The following is an 18,502-nucleotide window of genomic DNA, read 5'->3' on the forward strand; positions in this document are numbered from 1 at the left end:
GACCATCGCTCAAGATTTAGCCTTTTTCGGGCGCTCTCTAGGTTGATCGGCTATGCCAGTAAATACAATTATGGGGCTCTTTGCAAAATCCCCAATCAAACCACTGCAACGTCACGTTATTCGCGTAACTGAATGTTGTAACTTGCTTATCCCATTCTTTGAAGCATGTAATGCTGGAGACTGGGAAAAGGCGGCTGCTTTACGCGAACAGATCTCGCAACTTGAAAAAGATGCGGATGTGCTTAAGCGTGAGATCCGTCTGAAGCTTCCTCGTGGTCTTTTCATGCCAGTAGATCGTACTGATATGTTAGGACTGTTAACCCAGCAGGATAAACTCGCTAACCTCTCTAAAGATATCGCAGGTCGTGTCTTAGGTCGTAAGCTACAAATCCCTGCGATCATGTACCCAGACTTTGTCGCTTACGTTCAACGATGTTTAGACGCTGCTGATCAAGCACGCCGTGTAATTAACGAATTGGATGAGCTTCTTGAGACTGGTTTCAAAGGCAGAGAAGTGACGCTTGTTGCCGAAATGATTAATCAGCTAGATGTTATCGAAGATGATACTGATTCTATGCAGATTGTTCTACGTCAACAATTAATGTCCATCGAAGACCAACACAGCCCGGTGGATGTCATGTTCCTGTATAAGATTCTCGAGTGGGTAGGCGCAATTGCTGATCAAGCACAGCGTGTAGGCTCGCGTTTAGAGATTATGCTTTCGCGTTCTTAATAACGAGAATTAACAAAACAAGGTTTTACAATGGAAATCCTGGCTAACTACGGCACTCTAATTATTGGAGTGGCAGCTATTTTTGGTCTTTTAATGGCGATTGGTATTGGTGCAAATGATGTTGCCAATGCCATGGGTACTTCAGTAGGCTCAAAGGCGCTAACTGTAAAGCAAGCAATCATCATTGCGATGATTTTTGAGTTTGCAGGTGCTTATCTTGCTGGTGGTGAAGTAACAGATACAATCCGTAAAGGTGTTATCGATACCTCACTCTATGCAGCCCAACCTGAAGTACTGGTATACGGCATGATGTCAGCGTTACTTGCTGCTGGTACATGGCTACTGCTCGCTTCTTATATGGGCTGGCCAGTATCAACAACTCACTCAATTATCGGTGCAATTATCGGTTTTGCGTGTGTGTCTGTTGGTACTAATGCAGTGGATTGGCATTCAATCCAAGGTATTGTTGGTAGCTGGTTAATTACCCCTCTTATTGCAGGTATTTTTGCTTACCTAATATTTATCAGCGCCCAAAAATTAATTTTTGACACTGATACTCCACTGAAAAATGCAAAGCGCTTTGTTCCTGTCTACATGTTTATTACTGCGATGGTCATTGCACTAGTAACAATTAAGAAAGGTCTAAAGCACGTTGGTTTGCATTTAACAACCAGTGAAGCTTGGGTTGCATCACTTGTTGTATCACTACTCGTGATGGTAGCAGGTTACTTATACATTCAGCGTAAATACACCGACGACGGCTCTTCTGTTGATAGTAATGGCTATGCCGGTGTTGAAAGTGTATTTAGCGTACTAATGGTAGTAACCGCTTGTGCAATGGCATTTGCTCACGGCTCTAATGACGTAGCTAATGCGATTGGTCCTTTGTCTGCTGTAGTTTCTACGGTTGAGCATGCTGGCCAAATTGCAAATAAAAGTGAAATTGCATGGTGGATCCTTCCACTAGGTGGTATCGGTATTGTTATCGGCCTCGCAACTCTAGGTCATAAAGTAATGGCTACCGTAGGCACAGGTATCACAGAACTAACCCCAAGCCGTGGTTTTGCTGCGCAGCTTGCAACAGCATCGACTGTTGTACTGGCATCAGGTACAGGTTTACCTATCTCAACGACACAAACACTTGTTGGTGCCGTTTTAGGTGTGGGTTTTGCTCGTGGTATTGCAGCATTGAATCTTGGTGTTGTTCGTAACATCGTTGCATCATGGGTAGTTACTCTGCCAGCGGGTGCACTACTTGCTGTCATTTTCTTCTACATTATGCAAGCCATATTTAGTTAAATAGTGGCACAGGTTCAAAAGAGGGAGGCTTAGCCTCCCTCTTTTCTTGCACCTTCCTGCCAAAATTCTTACTATCAACGACCTTAACAAAATCAAGACTCCCCAAGGATCAGATTGTGAAGCACCTCATTAGTCTTTGTTTACTTATTTGTGCGGCAATTGCGCCTATTGCAAATGCGGCACAAGTTCGTTATATCTCCGACAACCTATTTACCTATATGCATTCAGGCCCCGGCACACAATACCGTATAATTGGTAGCGTTGATGCAGGTACTAAAGTTACCCTACTAAGCTCTAATAAAGCGGCAGGCTTTACCCAAATAACCGATGACCGTGGTCGTAGTGGTTGGGTCGATTCAAAATTTGTTTCAACCGAAATTGGCCTAAAAGAGCGTGTTCCTGCGCTACAAACTGAATTAACAGAAGTTAAGGCTAAACTTGCTGAAGCACTTACTTCAAGCGATAGTCAAAACGCTGGGCTTAAAAACACACTAGCTCAACGTAATACACAGATTAATGATTTAGAAACACGCAATAATAAACTGCAAAGCGAGTTGTCTTCATCTCAAGATCAAATCCGTGAACTTCGCGCAAAAATTGATACTCAAAAAGACGACCTATTAATGAAGTGGTTCACTTATGGTGGCCTTGTTGCAGGTGCAGGCTTATTATTTGGTCTTGTGCTACCTCACCTTATCCCACGCCGTCGTAAACGTAATAACGGTTGGGCATAATGACCAAAGAGGCAGAGGTCTCGACATCTGGATCAAAAAAGGCAGCTAAGCTGCCTTTTTTATTATCTCTTGTTAGCGTGCATTTACCACTCTGATAATGCTGGCATACTGATTTCGTAACCATCAAATTTTAATACCACATCACGTGACTCGATACGGGCTAATTTGACGCCTGGCGCAATACTGTCCCCTTCATGAAATTCCTTACCATTGACCTTAACCCAACGTTTAGCAGGGGCTGACGAATAGATATGCTGCTCAAAGTTCATTTTAGGTAATTGGTTTTGAATCGATGCTGGTAGCAAGCCAATAGGGATCACTTTACTTTGTGATTGTTTAGGCGCTTTAACTGAAGGTTGAGCATCAACTTTATCCCCACTGCGATCCAGTTCATTGTCTTGATAACTTTCGCCATCTGTTGCCACAATCGCGGATTTAAGCTGAGCGGCTAACTTAGGTGATAATCCAGAAAGATCTAAATTATCTAGTTGATAGGGATCTTGATCTTCAGATTGTTTTGCAACAGGTTTAGATACCGCAGCATAACTGTCTGCAGAAGCATTCGCTAAATAAGATTGAGTCGGCGTTGCGACTTCATAATCTTGATAAGCAGGCGCGGCTGAATACAGGCTATCACCAACAGGAAGAGGCTCTGTCACCAATTGAGGATAATCCAGAAAAACAACGTCTTTGTTTGGTGATAATACAGTCGCCTGACGGCTCTCTGCTGGCGCTTGCAATACTCGCTGATCATATGTTGATGTCGAGGGTTGCGATTGAGGTACTTGCTTTAACGGTGCACTCAGCGCTGTTGTTTGAACCTGCTCATATTTGGCTTGCTGATAAAACTTATATCCAACAATTGAAGCGGCAGGAAGTAATGCAATAACAAGTGGCCATGCCCATGATGTTGGCATTTTCTGAGCTTTAACACTTCGCATTGGATGCACAACTTTAACGGTTCCTTGACCCGCTTCTCGTTCAGACTGATCCGTATTTTTATTATCTGATTGTTTTAAACTATCTAGCAATTGAGACATTAGCTGTGCTCCGGCTGTAACGTTGGTCCAGGTAGGTTCATCGCAGAATCCAGCACCATAAGTGTCATTGGCCCTGCTATCCCATCAGCCGCTAAATCTTGTGAACGTTGGAAACGACGCAATTTATCTAATATTGATTGATCAAAATAGCCTTTTCTTGGCGACTCCTCACCAAGAAAATCATTCAATTGTTGGTCAAGCCACGCAACGCGTGGACCATTCTGTCCAAAACGAATACTGGTTTTATCACCTAATGGTGGGCGCCACAATAAACTAAATTGTCCATCCCAACGTGATTCAAACCATTTTGGTGTCACCGAAATTCGCTCTTTCCCTAAGAGTAATTCAATACGATCATCGGTGATCGCGTATAACACCGCGTAAAAAGGCTTCTGCGCGCCATCTTTTAAAGTTACGATCACGGGACGGTTAATTAATCCTAATTTTGCTAATGTCGCTTTACCACTAAAACACGCCAAGCTGATCCGCGAACTGGTAGCACATGTTGCTTGATTTAATGCGGTATCAAAGCCCCATAAACGATATAACGTTTGCATCGAAGTTCGCTCTTTACGACTCGCATCAATCAGTTTCGCTAACCTTTCTTGGGTATTTTCTGGGTGATTTAAGGCTGTTGTTATTTTCTGATTATTTAACTCACTCGATGTCTCAACGGCAGACAAATTTACCGCAGCGTATGACGAATGGTTCGGTGCTATCGGTGATGCAACTGGCGCGACAGGTAATGGCCAATAATGCCATACCCCTATCACTAATGTTGAACATAATGCCATAGCAACTCCCCATGGGAGCCATGATGCCGCAGTTTTAGCCCCTTTTAAGCGCGCTTTTGACTGAACAGGGACTTGCCAACTTAAAATATCTTCACACGCTTGAACCGCCATTGTTTTAGTCACTTGATGCGTGCCGGCTTGACAAGCCAATTGCATCGACTTATCACACACAAGATTAATTAAGCGCGGAATACCTTGAGTTGCTTTCGCAATATATTTGATGCTACTTGCGTCAAATACAGGGTATAAACAATCGACAGCAGTTAAACGGTAGTGAATATACTCACTCACTTCGGTTTCGGTTAAGGGCAACAGGTGATAACGAGAAGTTATACGTTGAGCAAGCTGACGTAAACGCTCTTGTTGCAATAATTGCTGTAATTCAGGCTGACCAATTAACACGACCTTAAGCAATTTTCTGCTGTCCGTTTCTAAATTGGTCAATAAGCGTAATTGTTCTAATACATCAGGCATAAGGTGCTGTGCTTCATCCACCAGCAGCAATGTTTGTCGACCTTCAGCATGATTCGCAATTAAGTGGCGATAAATGATATCTGTTAACTGTTTAAAGCTCGCGTCAGATTGATAATGTAAGCCTAACTCATCACAAATCGCAGCTAATAAATCATGAGCAGATAACGCTGGATTTAAAATAACAGCAACTTGTGTTTGGTGTGACAACCGGGAAATCATCGCACGTAGTACGGTGGTTTTACCGGTACCCACCTCTCCCGTTAATAAACCAAAACCACCACCATCGGTTAATCCTGACAACATATGTGTCAATGCTTCTCGATGTCGTTCACTGAGATATAAAAAACGTGCGCTAGGGACGATAGAAAAAGGCGCTTCAGTGATCCCGAAAAAGTCTTGATACATAGAAATACTCTAGTGCTTAAAATAAGTGATAACCGTTTAACGAGGTTAAATGCTCTTTTGTTCTAAAATACCCGTCAACATTGCGGTATTTATTATCATGGGTATTGATTGGGTTATTGTATACTGCCAAGCAGTAGCGCATAGACCAAGTTCACACTGAATACAGTATTATGGTCAGTTTTTAACTAAAATCGGTAGAGATTCATCTCATTAGTTTCAGATATAAGGAGCTTTCATTGCAAACCTATCTTGTTGGTGGTGCCGTTCGTGACACCTTATTAAACCTTACGGTAACAGATAAAGACTGGGTGGTGGTTGGCACAACACCTGAAGCAATGCTAGCTGCAGGATTTGAACAAATAGGCAGTGACTTTCCTGTTTTTCTTCACCCAAAAACGAAACAGGAACATGCTCTAGCTCGAACTGAGCGAAAATCCGGGCATGGTTATACTGGCTTTACTTGTTATTCTGCACCTGATGTAACGCTTGAACAAGATTTACAGCGCCGTGATCTTACCATCAATGCGATGGCCCAATCACCAACGGGTGAGTTAATTGATCCTTACCATGGACAACAAGATCTTCACGATAAAATTTTACGTCACGTCTCCCCTGCATTTAGTGAAGATCCTTTGCGTGTCTTACGTGTCGCGCGTTTTGCCGCACGTTTTGCCCATTTAGGTTTTACTGTCGCGCCTGAAACTATCGCGTTAATGCAAGAGATGGTGATCAGTGGTGAATTAGAAAGCCTCACACCTGAGCGGGTATGGAAAGAGTGGGAAAAATCACTCTCTAGTGATGACCCACAAGTATTTCTTACGGTACTGCGCCAATGTGGTGCGTTATCAGTTGTCATGCCTGAAATTGATGCACTGTTTGGGGTACCACAACCTGAAAAGTGGCATCCTGAAATTGATTGCGGTATCCATACTTTATTAGTGGCTAAAAAAGCCGCTGAGTTAACGACCGATAAAACCATTCGTTTTGCCGCACAGGTACATGATTTGGGGAAAGCCTTATCCCCAAAGGAGGATCTACCTCATCACAAGACACACTGTCGAGATGGTATTAAACCTATCAAAGCACTGTGCCAACGTTTACGTATACCGAATGACTATCGCGATCTGGCATTATTGGTCTGTGAACAACACACCAAAATCCATTATGCCGAAGAAATGTGTGCTGATACCTTTATTAAAATCTTTGATCAAATTGACGCATGGCGAAAACCCGACCGTGTTGCTCAACTAGCAACGTGCTGCCGTGCTGATGCTCGTGGACGCACCCACTTTGAGCAAACACCGTACCAACAAGCTGATATTTTCCAAACTGTATTTGCTATAGCACAACAAGTGGATGTAAAAGCAATTGTTGCAGCAGGGTTTAAAGGCGCAGAGATCAGAGAGCAATTAGCGGCAAAACGTATAGAGGCAGTTGCTCTACATTTAACAGCGACACGCCAAAGTAGCTAAGTATTAGCTTTAAAACAAAAGACACAAAAAAGCCGACTTAATGTCGGCTTTTTTGATCGTAAATAGCGCGTTAAAATTACTTGGACATCAAGAATAAGAACAAACCAATACCCAAAATTAAGCGGTAGATAACAAACGGTGTCATTCCCAAACGCGTTACTAATTTCAAGAACACATGAATACACGCATAAGCACTGATAAACGAAACAGCAATACCAATACTTAGATTACCGAAATCAATTGGATCTGTGCCCGTCACCAATTTTAAACCAAGGTAACTACCAGCAAGCAGAATAATCGGGATCGACATTAAAAATGAAAAACGCGCTGCAGCCTCACGCGTAAAGCCAAGATACAGTGCAGCTGTCATCGTCGCGCCAGAGCGAGAAGTTCCAGGGATAATAGCCGCCGCCTGCGCTAGACCAATAAACAACGCACTCTTCCAATTCGCTTGATACTCGTTATCGGTTTGCTTGGCGCGTTTATCAACCCACCATAGCAACAAACCAAAGATAATCGTGGTGCACGCAATCACCCATGCTGAACGCAAGTACATTTCGATAAAGTCTTTCATCACCAAACCGAAGATACAGGCGGGGATTGTCGCTATCACAATCATCCATGCTAATTTCGATTCAGCGCTATGTTCACGTTTAAAAATGGAGTTAATCCAAGCGGTTAATAACGAAACCACCTCTTTTCGAAAATACAGAATAACCGCCATCAACGTACCAACATGTACAGCGACATCAAACGCTAAGCCTTGATCAGGCCAACCTAAGATCTCAGACGGTAAGATTAAATGGGCGGAGCTAGAGACGGGTAAAAACTCTGTCAGTCCTTGAATAAGGGCTAACATAAATGCTTCTAAATGACTCATTAATTGTCCTTAATTAAACACAGCATAAAAAGTAAGTAGTGACTAACTTTTTACTAAATGACTCATTCAACAGGCCATAATATTTGCTGTTGAGAAAAATTTTGCCAAAGTTGCGCCAATGTTTGAGTCTCTTGTGGTATCACTAAGTCCGGATTTAACTCACTGAGAGGCCACAAAACAAAAGCAAAACGGTAAATATCAGAACGTGGTAACGACGGTAAAGCATCACTTACAGCATCGCCATACAACAACAAATCAAGGTCGATAGTACGACTTTGATTTTTAACCGCATGTGCCGGACGCCCTAATTGGCATTCAATTTCTTTAAGTTGAGATTGTAATGCAGATAACGATAACGATGTCTGTATTTCAATCACTGCATTAAAAAAATTATCACCATCAAACCCCACAGGCTCAGCTTCAAAAATGCGAGACATTCGCCAGTTACTTGCCAGTGTCTTTACCGCATCTAAGCCAGCTTTTAAATGATATTCACGTTCAATATTACTACCAATACTGATATACGCGGTGATCACTTACTACCTCGCTCTATTTGCACTCCAACGCCACGCGCATTCACCACAGCACCAGGTTTAGTCACTCGCACTTTGATCCAAGGCACATTAAAATCTGTCATGATTAAATTTGCCACATCTTCAGCTACACGCTCAACTAACAGAAATCGTCCCTGTTCAATCAAATTCGTAACAGCGGTACTTACCGTAGAATAATCCAATGCATAAGTAACATCATCACTGTTAGCAGCAGGTCGATTATCATGCGCCATTTCCAAATCAAGCACTAATTTTTGCTTAATTTCCTGCTCCCAGTCATATACCCCAATAGTGGCAATAACTTCTAATTTTTCGATAAATACCGTATCCATGCTCAATCGCTAATTTTGTTAGAGGTCGGATACCCAATGTCAGCAAAAGCGCGTATTATCAGGTAATATTCGTTAACATGAGTGTTGTTAGTAATGATGCAACATTATCACTGTTAACTTGGCTGGAACTATACCACAGCCATGAACGAGTCAAAATTACTGTTCCGTAATATTGACGCAGATAAGATCCAGTTAACATTTCAATTCCTGTTGAACTGGCACTTACCTTAGCTATTCGGAAAAATGCATGACACCACTAGCGCTACTGATGATCATTGCCGCCTACTTACTTGGGTCTATTTCTAGCGCCGTATTAATTTCGCGGTTGTATCGACTTCCCGATCCTCGAAAAAGTGGTTCCGGTAATCCTGGTGCTACTAATGTGCTTCGTTTAGGTGGAAAAAGTGCAGCAGCACTAGTCTTGGTATCTGATATTTTGAAAGGTATGTTGCCGGTATGGTTAAGCTACTTTTTAGGTATTAATCCATTTTTACTCGGTATCATTGGAATTGCTGCCTGTTTAGGCCACATTTATCCACTATTTTTTCATTTCCAGGGCGGAAAAGGAGTTGCAACAGCCCTTGGAGCATTAGCGCCTATTGGATGGGATTTAAGCGGCATGCTGATTACAACATGGGTACTCACACTGGTTGTAACCGGCTACTCTTCACTCGCATCACTTATCACAGCCCTTGCTGCACCAATGCTCACTTGGTTGGTAAAACCTGAATACACCATGCCTGTTTCCATGCTGTCTTGCTTAATTATTTTGCGGCACCACGAAAATATTCGTCGCCTACTTGATGGACAAGAAACCAAGATTTGGGATAAGTTTTCCAAGAAAAACAAAGACGCTTAAACAAAAAAAGCGAAGCTCTTTGCTTCGCTTTTCTATTGCTATACCCATTTTTTATTAGTCAGCAATCGGTTTAAGTTGATCAATCGGCCAGCGTGGAAAGGCTTTAACACCTAAATCCATCGTTTCTTTGTTTTTCAGACGTTGCATGCCTGCATAAGCGATCATTGCACCATTATCTGTACAAAATTCTGTACGAGGATAGAACACTTCCCCTTTTAGGTTCTTCATCATGCTTTCAAGCTCTTGACGTAAGTACTTATTTGCACTGACGCCGCCAGCAATCACTAAGCGCTTTAAACCTGTTTGTTTTAGTGCACGTTTACATTTAATGGCTAAGGTATCGACTACCGCCTCTTGGAATGCAAACGCGATATCAGCTCGGGTTTGTTCATCATCGTCGTTAGCACGAATGGTATTCGCCGCAAATGTTTTTAAACCAGAAAAGCTAAAATCAAGACCGGGACGATCTGTCATTGGACGAGGGAATTTAAAACGCCCTTTAGTACCTTTTTCTGCCATTTTAGACAGTAATGGGCCACCTGGGTAATCAAGCCCCATCATCTTCGCTGTTTTATCAAAAGCCTCACCAGCCGCGTCATCAATCGACTCGCCTAGGATTTGGTATTCACCAATGCCTTTAACTTCAACCATCATGGTATGACCACCAGACACCAGCAAGGCAACGAATGGGAATTCAGGTGCATTATCTTCTAACATTGGCGCGAGAAGATGCCCTTCCATATGGTGCACCGCAACAGCAGGTAAATCCCACGCATACGCTAGGCTGCGTCCAATGGTTGCACCCACTAATAATGCACCAACAAGACCCGGGCCTGCGGTATAAGCAACACCATCAAGATCGTCATGAGTCAGTCCGGCAGAAGCAAGCGCAGCCTTAATCAATGGAATCGTTTTCTTAACGTGATCACGCGATGCCAACTCAGGCACAACACCACCGTAATCCGCATGTAGCTTTACTTGACTGTAAAGTTCATGTGCCAAGAGACCTTTTTCATCATCGAAAATCGCAATACCTGTTTCATCACAGGAAGTCTCGATGCCCAGTATACGCATAACAACCTCTATACTATTAGGGGGTTTAAATGAAAAATCGGTATAGTTTCAATAACAACCGATAACTCAAATAGGGTTAGGAAGTACTAATTAAGGGGCATGTTACCGTTGTTGACATAAATTAACCAGTTCATAGACGTAGAATGCTTTACAAATGCCCCCAGATCAGATTAGAATTTCGCACCATTTTTAATCAGCTGACACTTTGAACGTCAGCTTTAAATAGAATCACTCTGAGGTGAGTATTACATGCCAGTAATCAAAGTACGTGAAAACGAACCGTTTGACGTAGCACTACGTCGTTTTAAGCGCTCTTGCGAAAAAGCAGGTATCCTTTCTGAAGTTCGCCGTCGTGAGCACTTCGAAAAGCCAACAACTGTACGTAAGCGCGCTAAAGCAGCGGCAGTTAAGCGTCACCTGAAGAAATTGGCTCGCGAAAACGCGCGTCGCGTTCGTCTGTACTAATCTTTAGATTTTAATACAGAAGGATCGCGTAATGACTCTAATTGAACGTCTTAAAGACGAACAAAAAGCGGCGATGAAGGCGAAGGATAAACCTCGTCTTGGCGCTATCCGTTTAGTTCTTGCAGCAATTAAACAACGTGAAGTTGACGAAAAGATCACTCTTAACGACGACGACGTGTTGGTTGTATTAACAAAAATGGTTAAGCAACGTCGTGACTCTGTAGCTCAATATGAAGCTGCAGGCCGTCAAGACTTAGCTGATGTCGAGCATGCTGAAATCAGTGTTCTAGCCGAGTTTATGCCTCAACCACTAACTGAAGAGGAAATCTCTGCGTTAATGGATGAAGCTATTGCTGCGACTGGCGCTGCCACTATGCAAGACATGGGCAAAGTGATGGGCGTACTGAAACCGCAAATTCAGGGTCGTGCCGATATGGGGATTGTTAGCAAGTTAGTGAAAACTAAACTAGGTTAATCACTCTCCTATTCAGCGACAAGCCGTGCTATCCTTTTGGGATGCACGGCTTGTTCGTATCTGATTGAGCGAGAACTCCACACACTCCAACAACAATCTTCTTTCATTTCACTATCAGGTTATTTGCTTTCTTATGGCAGGAAAAATACCACGTTCATTCATTGATGATCTTATTTCTCGACATGACATTGTCGATGTCATTGATGCGCGGGTAAAACTCAAAAAACAAGGCAAAAACTTTGGTGCTTGTTGTCCTTTCCATAATGAAAAAACACCCTCTTTTTCTGTCAGCCAAGAAAAGCAGTTTTACCACTGTTTCGGTTGTGGTGTGCACGGTAACGTCCTTGATTTTGTCATGGAATTTGATCGCCTTGATTTTGTTGATGCGATTGAAGAATTAGCTTCACAGCTAGGTTTGGAAGTGCCACGTGAAAACGATGGCAATAACACCCAACGTGGTCCAAAAGCCGCTGACAAACGTAATTATTATGAATTGATGGGCCAAGTTTCACAATTTTACCAATCTCAACTTCGTACCAAAGAAGGTGAAATTGCTATCGATTACCTCAAAGGTCGTGGCTTATCCGGTGAAATCGTAAAGAAATTCTCGATTGGGTTTATTCCTGATCAATGGGACATGGTACGTAGTCGTTTTGGCAGAGATAATGAATCGCAAAAAGCACTTGTCAACACAGGTATGCTGATCGAAAACGATAATGGTCGTCGTTATGATCGCTTCCGTGGTCGAGTGATGTTTCCGATCCATGATCGACGTGGACGAGTCATTGGTTTTGGCGGTCGTGTGTTAGGCGATGGCACCCCAAAATACCTCAATTCACCAGAAACCGATATTTTCCATAAAGGTCGTGAGTTATACGGCTTATATGAAGTGTTACAAACTCACCGTGAACCAAATAAAATCATGGTGGTTGAAGGCTATATGGATGTCGTCGCGTTAGCGCAATTTGGTGTTGATTACGCCGTAGCGTCACTCGGTACATCAACCACAGGCGATCATATTCAAAGTCTGTTTCGTCAAACTAGCACGGTTGTGTGTTGTTATGATGGCGACAGAGCAGGACGAGACGCTGCATGGCGAGCAATGGAGCAAGCGCTGCCGTATTTAACAGATGGTCGCCAACTTAAATTTATGTTCTTGCCTGACGGCGAAGATCCTGATTCATGTATTCGTGCTGAAGGCAAAGACGCCTTTGAACAACGTGTTGATGAAGCGATGCCATTATCAGAGTTTCTCTTCAACAGTTTAATGCGACAAGTCGATACCACCAGCCGCGAAGGGAAAGCGAAACTTAGCACCCTCGCCGTTCCCCTGATCGATAAGGTCCCTGGTGGCACGCTCAGGCTATACTTACGTGAACTACTTGGCAAAAATTTAGGGTTGCCTGACGAAGCCCAGCTTCAGCAACTAATATCAATGCATGGCAAAACATCAAAACCTGTGGGCCAAGTACAAATCAAACGAACACCAATGCGAGAAGTGATCGCATTATTGATTCAGCACCCTCATTTTGTCACTCACCTTGAGTTTGACATGGGTGCATTTGAAAATATTGAATTATCAGGCTTAAATTTATTGCTATCGATAGTTGATAAATGCCGAAGTAATCCCAATATTAGCACTGGACAGCTTTTAGAACACTGGCGCGGTACCAAGAATGAAGCCACAATGGCTCGTCTTGCTGCGTGGGTATTACCGTTGTCGAAAGATGAAGACAACAGCTTAGATGTATTTTTAGACGCAATGGACAAAATTATTGATCAGTGCGTCAAACAACAAATTGAACAGTTGCAGACTAAATCGAGAACTGTCGGCTTATCAGTCGAAGAAAAGCAGGAATTACAGTTACTATTACTGAATCGTCCTGTTTAATAAGTAGTCAACAATTAAGAAATTTGTTATAATTAACGGTTTGCAACTCTGCATACTAAATTATCACTCAGACCCGAAGTTGGATACCGTCTATGGAGCAAAATCCGCAGTCACAGCTAAAGTTACTTGTTGCGAAAGGCAAGGAACAAGGCTATCTGACCTACGCCGAAGTAAATGACCACCTACCAGAAGATATTGTTGATTCTGATCAGGTAGAAGACATTATTCAAATGATTAATGACATGGGTATTAAGGTAGTTGAAACTGCCCCTGATGCCGATGAACTCATGATGACTGAAGATAATGCCGACGAAGACGCCATTGAAGCAGCGGCGCAAGCATTATCAAGCGTAGAAAGCGAGATCGGCCGCACGACAGACCCTGTACGTATGTACATGCGTGAGATGGGTACGGTTGAACTACTTACTCGTGAAGGCGAAATTGATATCGCAAAACGCATTGAAGATGGTATTAACCAAGTTCAATGCTCTGTCGCTGAATACCCGTCTGCAATTGCTCACTTACTTGAGCAATTCGATAAAGTTGAAGCTGATGAGCTTCGCCTAACTGATATTATTTCAGGCTTTGTTGATCCTAACGAAGAAGCAACAGCTGCACCAACTGCAACGCACATTGGTTCAGAGCTAAGCGAAAGTGATCTTGAAGACGAAGATAAAGATCTTGAAGATGACGAAGACGCTGAAGATAGCGATGAAGAAGAAGATGACGGCAGCATCGATCCAGAGCTTGCTCGTGAAAAATTCTTAGAGCTACGCCAAGCCTACGATAAAATGGCGTTAGCAATTGAAACAAACGGTCGTCAAAATGCGACGACTGAAGTTGCAGTTGAAGAGTTATCTGAAGTATTCAAGCAGTTCCGTCTGATCCCTAAGCAGTTTGACCGTTTGGTTAGCTCACTACGTGACTCTATGGATAAAGTACGCACCAACGAGCGTCTTATCATGCGTATGTGTGTTGATAACAGCAAAATGCCGAAGAAAACTTTCGTTTCCTTATTTGCAGGTAACGAGTCAAGCCAAGATTGGATTGATGAAGCGCTAAATTCTGGCAAACCTTATGCTGAGCGCTTAAAAGCATACGAAGAAGATCTTCGTCGTTCTTCTCTTAAACTACGCATGCTAGAAGAAGAAACGGGTCTTTCTATCGAGCGTATTAAAGACATCAGCCGTCGTATGTCTATCGGTGAAGCAAAAGCGCGCCGTGCGAAAAAAGAGATGGTTGAAGCAAACTTACGTCTGGTTATTTCTATCGCGAAGAAATACACCAACCGTGGTCTGCAGTTCTTGGATCTAATCCAAGAAGGTAACATTGGTTTGATGAAAGCCGTTGATAAATTTGAATACCGTCGAGGTTACAAATTCTCAACTTATGCGACATGGTGGATCCGTCAGGCAATCACACGTTCAATCGCAGATCAGGCACGTACCATTCGTATCCCTGTTCACATGATTGAAACCATCAACAAACTGAACCGTATCTCTCGTCAGATGCTTCAGGAGATGGGGCGTGAGCCATTACCAGAAGAATTGGCTGAACGCATGCAAATGCCGGAAGACAAGATCCGTAAGGTATTGAAGATTGCTAAAGAGCCAATCTCAATGGAAACCCCAATTGGTGATGATGAAGATTCACATTTAGGTGACTTCATTGAAGATACCACGCTTCAATTACCAATGGATGCAGCAACAGCAACCAATCTACGTGCAGCGACAAACGATGTACTTGCAGGCTTAACACCACGTGAAGCTAAAGTACTACGTATGCGTTTCGGTATTGATATGAATACTGACCACACGTTAGAAGAAGTGGGTAAACAGTTTGATGTAACGCGTGAGCGTATTCGTCAGATTGAAGCAAAAGCGTTACGTAAGTTACGCCACCCAAGCCGTTCTGATGTGCTACGCAGTTTCCTCGACGAGTAAACTTTAGCATTAAAAAAAGCGAGCCTAGCGCTCGCTTTTTTGTATCTAAAGTTATGAGCACAATAAAATAACAAAGCCACTTATTTGATTTATGCTGCAAATATCTTGAATAGAAGACTAACTGTTGAAAAAGCAAACAAAATCCTAGCCTTAATCGCTAGACAAGGGCAAATCCATCCCCTATAATTTGCCCCATATTGGCCCCTTAGCTCAGTGGTTAGAGCAGGCGACTCATAATCGCTTGGTCCCCAGTTCAAGTCTGGGAGGGGCCACCAAATTTCAGAGAGCCTGATGAAGAAATTCGTCAGGTTTTTTGCGTTTAGGCCTGTCCATATCCGGTCTGCAAATTACTTCAGACACTTCCTGCCAGAAAATACTTAGCTCTGTATTAAATCATCCTAACTCTGCTCATGCCATTTAACAGCAACATTTCAGCTTAAAACACATCGCAGCTAAAAATTGAATTTTGACGTGCATTCCTCGACGTTGACGTCGCCAGATTCACCCTAAATTTTCAGCCCAAGACCGGACTAGGACCGGAGCTGCGATGGCGACAACGTTTTGGGTAAGAAAATTTTTTTTACTACGAGGTAGCGCAATGGTTGAGGGGGGTATTGGGCCAGTCTAGTGTGACCGACCCAGCGATCTAGGATTTTACGGTTGGGGGGATGAGGGCATTAAAATGGGTTCTTAATCAATTTAATACCGGCCAATTCATAACGTATAAATTGGTCTTTTCCATCCCAGTCATCCGGCATACGTGACCCAAGTTTTATTTTAGATATTAGTGCATCTTCTTCTTTAGTTATAACAGCTAACCCCGCCATGTTATGTATAACCTTAGCAATATCCATATACGTTGGTCTTACTAGTTCGCATACGGATGCAAGAATCACTTTTACTGGAATAGAATGCTCCAAAATCAACTCACCCGCTTTAGGGCCTCTTCTTTGCGCCTCAATCGCACATAGGGCTTATCCATTTAGCCATGTGTTTGCCTGAATTTAACTTACCAGCTGATTTTAAAGAGGCAATTCTGACTGAGTCACTAAGATATCCTTTAGTAGAACTATCAATACCAAGCTCATTAAGAATGTATGCAATGATTTTGCATGATGTTATAAATAATGCATCATTTGCAGTGTTAAAGCCCAATGTTTTCATATCTAAGTTAACATTATTACTCAATTTTCAACCTATAAGATGTGGGTAAATACACCGCAATAATTTACATATCAAATACATATTAACTCTATGATTTTAGTCATGATGGAGTTAAATATGATTAAGCTAAACAATCTTCAAGAAATCTTAACCCTACCAATCACTACCGCCTTACAAGAACAAGTCTTATCCATACTCACTGAACCATTCCACGATAAAACAGAAACCCAACAAGCATGGGATGAACTGCAATGCAAACTCTGGTTCCTAACATCTATTTCGGAACTATATGGTAACGGCGTCAATGGTACTGACATCGAGCTGCTAGAACGAGCATTAACCTACACCGAGTTCGAGGATGAATTAGAGCCAGATATGGTACTTACCTTGAGCATCGTCGAGGACTCTGGCAAAGGTATCTATCTATTGATGCCTAAGACATTGCTAGCAGAATTGCGACAACATTTCTCAATCAGTAATGAGTGAGGTGGTAGTGATGAAATCGAAGAAATTTAAGTTCAACAAGCGTCAACTTGACTCACTACCGCCGACGCCGCCGACGAGTCGCAGCAAAGAAACTGAGTATACCGATGAGTTATGCAGTGGTTTAAAACTGATTGTTAACCGCCAAGGTAGAAAGCGATTCCTGTTCAGGTACACCCTCAATGGGACCAAGAAATCTATTCAGCTTGGCGAATACCCTGCGATAGACATCAACACGGCTCGGCAAATCGCTAATGACCATAAGCGGGAAATTGCTCTAGGTAATGACCCCAAAGCAATGAGGGATGAAAAGCGCAACGTACTCACATTCCAAGAGTTCGCAGAGCTGCACTATTTGCCCTATGCCATGATGAACAAGCTCACAGCTATGAGTGATGCAGGTAGTCTCAAGCTCCATTTCTATCCGAAATGGGGTAAGAAACCTCTCTCTGATATCGGTCAGCAAGACATTCAGAAATTGCTTGATGGATTACTTGAGGGACGGAAACCAGCAACCGTGAACCGCCTACGTTCCCTAATCCTGCGCATGTTCAGGCTTGCAATGGAATGGGGATTCGTAGACAAGCATCCCGGTCAGTACATACGTAAACTCAAGGAGAATAATGTTCGTCAGTTCTTCCTTAACCGTCAGGAGGTAGCAAATTTCATCAGGGCATGTAACGAGGAACCAAATCGCACTCAGGCTAATGCATTGAAATTCGCTCTGCTTACGGGGATGCGCATAGGTGAAATAACAAGCTCAAAATGGGAGTGTCTTACCGTCGACGACGACGGCAATTGGAGCCTGTTTTTGCCACATACGAAATCGGGTTTATCTAGGACTGTGCTGTTGAATGATCTAGCTAAGGAGGTAATGAAAGATCAGCGCAGGTTCCAGAAATTAAAGAACCCTTATATCTTCGCAGGTGATGCAGAGGGTAGACCGATTGCCCATCCGAAGAAAGCATTTGCTCGAATCAGGAAAGCATCCGGTATTAAAGATAGCTTTCGTATCCACGATCTTAGGTACAGCTTTGCATCGATTCTTATAAATAGTGGTAACGCTACGCTCTATGACGTTCAGCATTTACTTGGGCATCAGAGTCCGCAGACTAGTACTCGATATGCTCATTTGGCTTCGAGTCGGCTGAGGGAGGTAAGTGCGAATGTGGCTACGTTGGTTGAAGATATTCGATAGATAGTCAATTCCATTAGGCTAATTCGGTAATCAGACGACTTTCCACGGTTGTGTAGTCAAAGAACAAAACAGTGGTATCGAATCTGTCCGCTGTTTTTTTTATTCGTTCATTTAGATGAGCGTGCTTTGTGTACTAACAAAGACAAAAAAGCTCCCATACGTCAATTTCATTAACTAGAACTTTTTATTTTAACACCAATAGTGTAATGTTTCTGAACTTAAATTCACAAGAA

General features: G+C 42.8%; 18 protein-coding genes and 1 tRNA gene. 12 read left to right on the forward strand and 7 right to left on the reverse strand.

Translation table 11 applies throughout. The features are described from left to right. Positions 1-52: 52 nt before the first annotated feature. The 3 genes from C9J46_RS12310 to C9J46_RS12320 all read left to right on the forward strand — a co-directional run bounded on the left by C9J46_RS12310 (position 53) and on the right by C9J46_RS12320 (position 2,766). Positions 53-733 (forward strand): TIGR00153 family protein, encoded by a 681-nt coding sequence (locus C9J46_RS12310; RefSeq protein ID WP_107207657.1) that lies wholly within the window; start codon positions 53-55, stop codon positions 731-733. Between the two features lie 30 nt (positions 734-763). After that, positions 764-2,032 carry an inorganic phosphate transporter gene (locus tag C9J46_RS12315; RefSeq protein WP_107207656.1) on the forward strand — a complete coding sequence of 423 codons (1,269 nt, stop codon included), beginning with the start codon at positions 764-766 and terminating at the stop codon, positions 2,030-2,032. Positions 2,033-2,148: 116 nt separating this feature from the next. Then, a complete protein-coding gene (locus C9J46_RS12320; RefSeq protein ID WP_107207655.1) occupies positions 2,149-2,766 on the forward strand; it encodes a TIGR04211 family SH3 domain-containing protein in 618 nt (205 codons plus the stop codon). Positions 2,767-2,849: 83 nt separating this feature from the next. On the opposite strand, the gene C9J46_RS12325 is transcribed toward C9J46_RS12320, so the two are convergent. Then, positions 2,850-3,806 carry a general secretion pathway protein GspB gene (locus C9J46_RS12325; protein WP_107290962.1) on the reverse strand — a complete coding sequence of 319 codons (957 nt, stop codon included), beginning with the start codon at positions 3,804-3,806 and terminating at the stop codon, positions 2,850-2,852. Then, on the reverse strand, positions 3,806-5,479 hold the full coding sequence (locus tag C9J46_RS12330) for an AAA family ATPase (RefSeq protein ID WP_199190632.1): 1,674 nt from the start codon (positions 5,477-5,479) through the stop codon (positions 3,806-3,808). The genes C9J46_RS12325 and C9J46_RS12330 overlap by 1 nt, the downstream gene beginning before the upstream one ends. Positions 5,480-5,715: 236 nt before the next feature. Between C9J46_RS12330 and C9J46_RS12335 the strand changes: the two genes are divergently transcribed. After that, complete coding sequence (locus tag C9J46_RS12335; protein ID WP_107290963.1) at positions 5,716-6,951, forward strand: multifunctional CCA addition/repair protein; 1,236 nt, start codon at positions 5,716-5,718, stop codon at positions 6,949-6,951. Between the two features lie 76 nt (positions 6,952-7,027). On the opposite strand, the gene C9J46_RS12340 is transcribed toward C9J46_RS12335, so the two are convergent. The 3 genes from C9J46_RS12340 to folB all read right to left on the reverse strand — a co-directional run bounded on the left by C9J46_RS12340 (position 7,028) and on the right by folB (position 8,717). Next, positions 7,028-7,831: an undecaprenyl-diphosphate phosphatase gene (locus tag C9J46_RS12340; RefSeq protein ID WP_107247480.1), complete on the reverse strand. Its 804-nt coding sequence runs from the start codon at positions 7,829-7,831 to the stop codon at positions 7,028-7,030. 62 nt (positions 7,832-7,893) lie between these two features. Then, positions 7,894-8,367, reverse strand: a complete 474-nt coding sequence (gene folK, locus C9J46_RS12345) for a 2-amino-4-hydroxy-6-hydroxymethyldihydropteridine diphosphokinase (RefSeq protein ID WP_107247481.1) — start codon at positions 8,365-8,367, stop codon at positions 7,894-7,896. Then, the gene (folB, locus tag C9J46_RS12350) at positions 8,364-8,717 is read right to left on the reverse strand and encodes a dihydroneopterin aldolase (protein WP_045130746.1); all 354 of its coding nucleotides are present in this window, start codon (positions 8,715-8,717) and stop codon (positions 8,364-8,366) included. The genes folK and folB overlap by 4 nt, the downstream gene beginning before the upstream one ends. 247 nt (positions 8,718-8,964) lie before the next feature. Between folB and plsY the strand changes: the two genes are divergently transcribed. Next, positions 8,965-9,576: a glycerol-3-phosphate 1-O-acyltransferase PlsY gene (gene plsY / locus C9J46_RS12355; protein WP_005369836.1), complete on the forward strand. Its 612-nt coding sequence runs from the start codon at positions 8,965-8,967 to the stop codon at positions 9,574-9,576. Positions 9,577-9,630: 54 nt separating this feature from the next. Here plsY and tsaD read toward each other — a convergent pair whose 3' ends face one another. Continuing rightward, positions 9,631-10,650 carry a tRNA (adenosine(37)-N6)-threonylcarbamoyltransferase complex transferase subunit TsaD gene (gene tsaD, locus C9J46_RS12360; RefSeq protein ID WP_107207651.1) on the reverse strand — a complete coding sequence of 340 codons (1,020 nt, stop codon included), beginning with the start codon at positions 10,648-10,650 and terminating at the stop codon, positions 9,631-9,633. Positions 10,651-10,899: 249 nt separating this feature from the next. Here tsaD and rpsU point away from each other — a divergent pair, with 249 nt between their 5' ends. From rpsU to C9J46_RS12385, 5 genes are all read left to right on the forward strand, one after another. Further along, a complete protein-coding gene (rpsU, locus tag C9J46_RS12365) occupies positions 10,900-11,115 on the forward strand; it encodes a 30S ribosomal protein S21 (RefSeq protein ID WP_005301411.1) in 216 nt (71 codons plus the stop codon). A 31-nt stretch (positions 11,116-11,146) separates the two neighbouring features. Next, positions 11,147-11,590 (forward strand): GatB/YqeY domain-containing protein, encoded by a 444-nt coding sequence (locus C9J46_RS12370; protein WP_005369839.1) that lies wholly within the window; start codon positions 11,147-11,149, stop codon positions 11,588-11,590. 133 nt (positions 11,591-11,723) lie between these two features. Beyond that, the gene (gene dnaG, locus C9J46_RS12375) at positions 11,724-13,481 is read left to right on the forward strand and encodes a DNA primase (RefSeq protein WP_107207650.1); all 1,758 of its coding nucleotides are present in this window, start codon (positions 11,724-11,726) and stop codon (positions 13,479-13,481) included. A gap of 92 nt (positions 13,482-13,573) precedes the next feature. Beyond that, complete coding sequence (gene rpoD / locus C9J46_RS12380) at positions 13,574-15,424, forward strand: RNA polymerase sigma factor RpoD (RefSeq protein WP_005369841.1); 1,851 nt, start codon at positions 13,574-13,576, stop codon at positions 15,422-15,424. A gap of 199 nt (positions 15,425-15,623) precedes the next feature. After that, a tRNA-Ile gene (locus C9J46_RS12385) sits at positions 15,624-15,699 on the forward strand. A 402-nt stretch (positions 15,700-16,101) separates the two neighbouring features. On the opposite strand, the gene C9J46_RS21545 is transcribed toward C9J46_RS12385, so the two are convergent. After that, positions 16,102-16,278, reverse strand: coding sequence for a hypothetical protein (locus C9J46_RS21545; protein ID WP_158259613.1), 177 nt, complete (start codon positions 16,276-16,278; stop codon positions 16,102-16,104). 427 nt (positions 16,279-16,705) lie between these two features. Between C9J46_RS21545 and C9J46_RS12395 the strand changes: the two genes are divergently transcribed. Both C9J46_RS12395 and C9J46_RS12400 read left to right on the forward strand, forming a co-directional pair. Beyond that, positions 16,706-17,074 (forward strand): hypothetical protein, encoded by a 369-nt coding sequence (locus C9J46_RS12395; protein ID WP_199190633.1) that lies wholly within the window; start codon positions 16,706-16,708, stop codon positions 17,072-17,074. A gap of 10 nt (positions 17,075-17,084) precedes the next feature. Further along, complete coding sequence (locus C9J46_RS12400; protein ID WP_107290966.1) at positions 17,085-18,269, forward strand: site-specific integrase; 1,185 nt, start codon at positions 17,085-17,087, stop codon at positions 18,267-18,269. Positions 18,270-18,502 lie beyond the last annotated feature (233 nt).

The sequence above is a fragment of the Photobacterium sp. GB-36 genome (assembly GCF_003026135.1).
In the GTDB taxonomy this organism is placed as follows: Bacteria; Pseudomonadota; Gammaproteobacteria; order Enterobacterales; family Vibrionaceae; genus Photobacterium.